Raw genomic sequence first — 6,677 nt, forward strand, 5'->3', positions numbered from 1 at the left:
AGGTTTGTCATGTCCGAGTTTCAGCTCGTCACCCGTTTCCAGCCGGCCGGCGACCAGCCCGAAGCCATTCGCCTGATGGTCGAAGGCATCGAAGCGGGCCTGGCGCATCAGACCCTGCTCGGGGTGACTGGCTCGGGCAAGACCTTCAGCATCGCCAACGTGATCGCCCAGGTGCAGCGGCCGACCTTGGTGCTGGCGCCGAACAAGACCCTGGCAGCGCAGCTGTACGGCGAGTTCAAGGCATTTTTCCCCAACAATGCCGTGGAGTACTTCGTTTCCTACTACGACTACTACCAGCCCGAAGCCTATGTGCCGTCGTCCGATACCTTCATCGAGAAGGATGCCTCGATCAACGACCATATCGAGCAGATGCGCCTGTCGGCAACCAAGGCGCTGCTGGAGCGTCGCGATGCGATCATCGTTACCACGGTGTCCTGCATCTACGGTCTGGGCAGTCCGGAAACCTACCTGAAGATGGTCCTGCACGTGGACCGTGGCGACAAGCTTGACCAGCGCGCCTTGCTGCGCCGCTTGGCAGACTTGCAGTACACCCGCAACGAAATGGACTTTGCCCGCGCCACCTTCCGTGTGCGTGGTGATGTGATTGATATCTTCCCGGCCGAATCGGACCTCGAAGCCATCCGCATCGAGCTGTTCGATGACGAAGTGGAGAACATTGCCGCCTTCGATCCGCTGACCGGCGAAGTGATCCGCAAGTTGCCGCGTTTCACCTTCTACCCCAAGAGCCACTACGTGACCCCGCGCGAAACCCTGCTTGAGGCGGTGGAGGGCATCAAGGAGGAGTTGCAGCAACGGCTGGAGTACCTGCACAAGGCCAACAAGCTGGTCGAGGCCCAGCGCCTGGAGCAACGCACCCGATTCGATCTGGAAATGATCCTCGAGCTGGGTTACTGCAACGGCATCGAGAACTACTCGCGCTACCTCTCCGGCCGTCCGGCCGGAGCGCCGCCACCGACCCTCTACGATTATCTGCCGGCTGATTCATTGCTGGTGATCGACGAGTCGCATGTCAGCGTTCCGCAGGTCGGGGCGATGTACAAGGGCGACCGCTCGCGCAAGGAAACCCTGGTCGAGTACGGCTTCCGCCTGCCTTCGGCGCTGGACAACCGGCCGATGCGTTTCGATGAGTGGGAAAGCGTCAGTCCGCAGACCATCTTCGTTTCCGCCACGCCCGGGAACTATGAGGCCGAGCATGCCGGCCGGGTTGTGGAGCAGGTGGTGCGGCCGACCGGTCTGGTCGATCCTCAGGTTGAAGTGCGTCCGGCCACCACCCAGGTCGACGACCTGCTCTCGGAAATCCGCAAGCGTGTTGCCGTGGAAGAGCGTGTGCTGGTCACTACCCTGACCAAACGCATGGCCGAAGACCTCACTGATTACCTCGCCGATCACGACGTGCGGGTGCGCTACCTGCATTCGGACATCGACACCGTGGAGCGCGTCGAGATCATCCGCGACCTGCGCCTGGGGACCTTCGATGTGCTGGTGGGGATCAACCTGTTGCGCGAAGGTCTGGACATGCCCGAGGTGTCGCTGGTGGCGATCCTCGATGCCGACAAGGAAGGTTTCCTGCGTTCCGAGCGTTCATTGATCCAGACCATCGGCCGGGCAGCGCGCAACCTCAATGGCCGGGCGATCCTCTATGCCGACAGAATTACCGGCTCGATGGAGCGGGCTATCGGTGAAACCGAGCGTCGTCGTGACAAGCAGATTGCCTTCAACGAAGCCAACGGCATCGTCCCCAAAGGTGTGGTCAAGGACATCACCGACATCATGGAAGGCGCCAACGTGCCCGGCTCGCGCAGCAAGAAGCGCAAGGGCATGGCCAAAGCCGCCGAAGAAAGCGCGCGCTACGAAGCCGAGTTGCGCTCACCTGGCGAGATTGCCAAGCGGATCAAGCTGCTGGAAGAGAAGATGTACCAGTTGGCGCGGGACCTGGAGTTCGAGGCGGCGGCGCAGATGCGCGACGAAATTACTGCTTTGCGCGAGCGTTTACTTACGGTTTGAGGTCCTCATCGCGGGGCAAGCCCGCTCCCACAGTGGGAGCGGGCTTGCCCCGCGATGCGATCAATGAGCTTCCCCTGCCTTCAACCCCAGCGGCAACTTGCGCGTCATCATCACCGCCAGCATGCTGATCGCCAGACCGATACCGACAAAATGGAAGGCATCGTTGTAAGCCATGATCATCGCCTGCTGATGGGTGATTTCACTCAGCTTGCCCAGCGCCGCGCCATCGCTTCCCAGGCGTTCCGAAAGCTGCGCCAGGCGCTCTGCCACCTGAGGGTTGCTCGGCACGACGGACTCACGCAAGTAATCGAAGTACACCTTGGTTCGTGCATCCAGCAGCGTCGCCAGCAAGGCAATGCCAATGGCACCGCCAAGGTTGCGCAGGATGTTGAACAGGCTCGACGCCGAGCCTGCATCCTGAGGCAGGATGTAGCTGGTGGCGATCAACGAGATGGTCACCATGATCATCGGCTGGCCAAGGGCGCGGATGATCTGGATATGGTTGAACTGTTCGCCGGCGAAGTCCGGATTGAGTACCCCGGAACCGAAGCTGGCCAGGCCGAACAGGCCGAAACCCAGGGTGCAGAGAATCTTTGGTGAAATCACCTTCATCAGCTGCGGCACCAGCGGAATCAGAAACAGCTGCGGAATACCCATCCACATGATCACTTCGCCGATCTGCAAAGCGTTGTAGTTCTGGATTTGTGCCAGGTACAGCGGCAGCAGGTAGATCGAGCCATACAAACCCACCCCCATCCCCAGGCTGGCGATACTCGACAGACCGAAATTGCGATTACCGAGAATGCGCAGGTTGATCAGTGGATTGGGTTTGGAAAACTGCAGGATCACAAAGGTGATCAGGCTCACCAGGGCGATGCTGCCGAGGCTGACGATCAGGCTCGACTCCAGCCAGTCCTTGCGATGACCTTCTTCCAGGAACACTTGCAGGCAGCCCAGGCCGACGCCAAGCGTAACAATGCCGGCGTAATCGGTGCTTTTCAGCAGTTCCCAGTGCGATTCTTTCTTTTCCAGGCCATACAGCAGGCCGCCGATCATGATCAGGCCGGGCGGGATGTTGATGTAGAAAATGTACTCCCAGCCCCAGTTTTCGGTCAGCCAGCCACCCAGGGTAGGGCCGATGGAGGGGGCAAAGGTGGCGGTCATGGCAAACATCGCCATGCCTTTGGCGCGATGGTGTTCGGGCAGCTTGATCAGGGTCAGGGTGAACGCCAGGGGAATCAGCGCGCCACCGGTAAAGCCCTGCATGGCGCGGAAGATGATCATGCTCTCCAGGTTCCAGGCCATCGAGCACAGCAACGACGACACCAGAAAGCCCAGCGACACCCACACTGCCAGGCGCCGTGCCGACAGCAACTGCACCAGCCAGGCGGTCAGCGGAATCATGATGATCTCGGCCACCAGGTACGAGGTGGAGATCCACGAGCCTTCCTCGAGGGTGGCCGAGAGGGCGCCCTGGATGTCCTTGAGCGAGGAGTTGGTGATCTGGATGTCGAGCACCGCCATGAAGGCGCCGAGCATCACGCTCATCACCGCGATCCAGTCGCGTCGGCTGGGTTCGCCGACAGGACGGATCAGCGAATCACCGGCCATTGTCGGTAGTGTCCCGGATGTCCACAGTGGCGGTGACCGACATGCCCGGGCGGATCCTGCCGCTCAGCGGGTTGTCGGCGGCGAAGGTCAGCTTCACCGGAATACGCTGTACCACCTTGGTGAAGTTGCCGGTGGCGTTGTCGGGTGGCAGCAGGCTGAACTGGGCGCCGGAGGCGGCGAACAGGCTGTCGACCCGGGCTGCGATCGGCGTGTCGGGATAGCTGTCGAACACCAGTTCGGCGGCCTGGCCAGGCAGCATGCGGCCGATCTGGGTTTCCTTGAAGTTGGCCTGGATCCAGATGTCCTGGTCCGGAACGATCGACAACAGGTAGGCGCCAGCCTGCACCACCTGACCGTTACGGGCGGCACGCTGGCCGATCATGCCGCTGATCGGCGCGTGGATTTCGCTACGGGTCAGGTTCAGCTCGGCCTGGGCCAGTTCGGCACGGGCATTGACGATCTGCGCGTCCAGGCGCTTGATTTCAGCGCTCAGGGCGTTGATCTGCTGACGCTGGCCTTGCAGGTCGGCCTGCGCCTTGCTCACCTGGGAGCGGGCGACGTGGTTCTCTGCCGACAGGGTGGTTACCCGCTCTTCAGAGACAAAGCCCGGTTTGCGCAGGGCCTGAGCACGGTTGAGGTCCAGCTCGGCGCGCCCCAGGGTGGCCTGGTTGGCGGCGACCTGGGCCTGGCCGGCGGCAATCAGGCTGGATTGTTGGGTCAGACGGCTTTCGGCTTGCAGGCGCTCGGCTTCACGGGTGGCGAGGGCGGCGCGGGCGCGTTCCACGGCCAGGCGGAAATCGTCCGGCTCAAGGCGTACCAGCAGATCGCCCTTGGCCACATGCTGGTTGTCCTGAACCAGGACTTCATCGATGCGCGCGCTGAGCTGGCTGGAAACCCGGGTGATTTCACCCTGTACATAAGCGTTGTCGGTGCTCTCGTAGAAGCGTCCTTTGACATACCAGTGGGCGAAAAAGGCGAGGGCGATGAACAGAACCAGGGTCAGGAAAACCAGCAGGCGGCGTTTGAGTTGAGCGGGCATGGGGTACTATCGTTCCAAAAATGTAAGCAAATTTAACCGTGTTTGGATCCACCACCACAAGTGCTGATCGCGCCCATTGCTGGAGCCCGGTGCCTGCTCCCTGTTAACATCCAGCCTTTGATTCATCTCTAGTTCGAGACTCTCATGACCACCGTTCGCACGCGTATCGCGCCTTCGCCTACTGGCGATCCCCACGTCGGCACCGCCTACATCGCCCTGTTCAACTACTGCTTTGCCAAGCAGCACGGCGGCGAGTTCATCCTGCGTATTGAAGATACCGACCAGCTGCGTTCGACCCGCGAGTCCGAACAGCAGATCTTCGACGCCCTGCGCTGGCTCGGCATCGAGTGGAGCGAAGGTCCGGACGTCGGCGGCCCGCATGGCCCGTACCGGCAGAGCGAGCGCGGCGACATCTACAAGCAGTACGCCCAGCAACTGGTCGACATGGGCCACGCCTTCCCGTGCTTCTGCACCGCCGAAGAGCTGGACCAGATGCGTGCCGAGCAGATGGCCCGTGGCGAAACCCCGCGCTACGACGGTCGCGCCTTGCTGCTGTCGGCCGAAGAAGTGCAGCGCCGCCTGGCCGCTGGCGAGCCGCATGTGATCCGCATGAAGGTGCCGAGCGAAGGCGTCTGCGTGGTGCCGGACATGCTCCGTGGCGATGTCGAGATCCCGTGGGACCGCATGGACATGCAGGTACTGATGAAGACCGACGGCCTGCCGACCTACTTCCTGGCCAACGTCGTCGACGACCACCTGATGGGCATCACCCACGTGCTGCGCGGTGAAGAATGGCTGCCGTCGGCGCCCAAGCTGATCAAGCTGTACGAGTACTTCGGTTGGGAACAGCCGACCCTGTGCTACATGCCGCTGCTGCGTAACCCGGACAAGAGCAAGCTGTCCAAGCGCAAGAACCCGACCTCGGTGACCTTCTACGAGCGCATGGGCTTCATGCCGGAAGCGATGCTCAACTACCTGGGGCGCATGGGCTGGTCGATGCCGGACGAGCGTGAAAAGTTCTCCCTGGCCGAGATGGTCGAGCACTTCGACCTGTCGCGGGTTTCCCTGGGCGGGCCGATTTTCGACATCGAGAAGCTGTCCTGGCTCAACGGCCAGTGGCTGCGCGACCTGCCGGTGGAAGAGTTCGCCGCGCGGGTGCAGAAGTGGGCGTTCAACAGCGACTACATGATGAAGATCGCGCCACATGTGCAGGGCAGGGTAGAGACCTTCAGTCAGATCGCACCGCTGGGCGGCTTCTTCTTTGAAGGCGCGCTCAAGCTCGATGCCAAGCTGTTCGAGCACAAAAAACTGTCGGCCGACCAGGTGCGTCAGGTTATCCAGTTGATCCTGTGGAAGCTGGAAAGCCTGCGTCAGTGGGAAAAAGACCGCATTACCGGTTGCATCCAGGCCGTGGTCGAGGCCCTGGAGCTGAAGCTGCGTGATGCCATGCCGCTGATGTTCGCCGCGATCAGCGGCCAGGCCAGCTCGGTGTCGGTACTCGACGCCATGGAAATCCTCGGCCCGGACCTGACCCGCTATCGCCTGCGTCAGGCTCTGGACCTGCTCGGTGGTGTGTCGAAGAAAGAAAACAAAGAGTGGGAGAAGCTGTTGGGCACCATTGCCTGATAACGCTTCTCCAGTGTGGGAGCCGGCCTTGCCGGCGATGGGATCCGCGCAGTGCCAGCTATTGCGCGGTGTCTGGATCGCCGGCAAGGCCGGCTCCCACAGGGTCTCACCCCAGTAAAACCGGGGTGTTTGCCGCAGTGGTACGGTAAGTGTTTGTTATCTCGGAAATTTTTTTTGGATTTTGTTGAAAATTTATTTGACAGGTCTGCAATCCGATCTTAATATGCGCCCCGTCCACAGCGATGAACGAAACGAAACGCGAAGCACCCAGCCAAGCGATTCAGTTCAAAGCGACATTGTGGGGCTATAGCTCAGCTGGGAGAGCGCCTGCATGGCATGCAGGAGGTCAGCGGTTCGATCCCGCTTAGCTCCACCA

Annotated in this window: 4 protein-coding genes and 1 tRNA gene; 3 read left to right on the forward strand and 2 right to left on the reverse strand. The window is 61.2% G+C overall.

All coding sequences use genetic code 11. The features are described from left to right. Positions 1–9: 9 nt before the first annotated feature. Complete coding sequence (gene uvrB, locus AC07OF_RS24820; protein ID WP_157191744.1) at positions 10–2,025, forward strand: excinuclease ABC subunit UvrB; 2,016 nt, start codon at positions 10–12, stop codon at positions 2,023–2,025. 60 nt (positions 2,026–2,085) lie between these two features. Here the strand turns inward: uvrB and AC07OF_RS24825 are convergent, their stop codons facing one another. Continuing rightward, positions 2,086–3,636, reverse strand: coding sequence for an MDR family MFS transporter (locus tag AC07OF_RS24825; protein ID WP_157191745.1), 1,551 nt, complete (start codon positions 3,634–3,636; stop codon positions 2,086–2,088). Then, positions 3,626–4,675, reverse strand: coding sequence for an HlyD family secretion protein (locus AC07OF_RS24830; protein ID WP_157191746.1), 1,050 nt, complete (start codon positions 4,673–4,675; stop codon positions 3,626–3,628). The genes AC07OF_RS24825 and AC07OF_RS24830 overlap by 11 nt, the downstream gene beginning before the upstream one ends. Before the next feature lie 144 nt (positions 4,676–4,819). On the opposite strand from AC07OF_RS24830, the gene gltX reads away from it, so the two are divergent. Together gltX and AC07OF_RS24840 are read left to right on the forward strand one after the other, a co-directional pair. Continuing rightward, positions 4,820–6,301, forward strand: coding sequence for a glutamate--tRNA ligase (gene gltX / locus AC07OF_RS24835; protein ID WP_038608639.1), 1,482 nt, complete (start codon positions 4,820–4,822; stop codon positions 6,299–6,301). A 300-nt stretch (positions 6,302–6,601) separates the two neighbouring features. Beyond that, positions 6,602–6,677: transfer RNA gene (locus AC07OF_RS24840), tRNA-Ala, on the forward strand.

Source organism: Pseudomonas sp. GW821-FHT10B02, from assembly GCF_059415665.1.

Coding starts and splice junctions, on each gene's coding strand:
- AC07OF_RS24830 (WP_157191746.1), bottom strand. CDS start 4,675: ATGCCCGCTCAACTCAAACGCCGCCTGCTGGTTTTCCTGACCCTGGTT.
- gltX (WP_038608639.1), top strand. CDS start 4,820: ATGACCACCGTTCGCACGCGTATCGCGCCTTCGCCTACTGGCGATCCC.
- AC07OF_RS24825 (WP_157191745.1), bottom strand. CDS start 3,636: ATGGCCGGTGATTCGCTGATCCGTCCTGTCGGCGAACCCAGCCGACGC.
- uvrB (WP_157191744.1), top strand. CDS start 10: ATGTCCGAGTTTCAGCTCGTCACCCGTTTCCAGCCGGCCGGCGACCAG.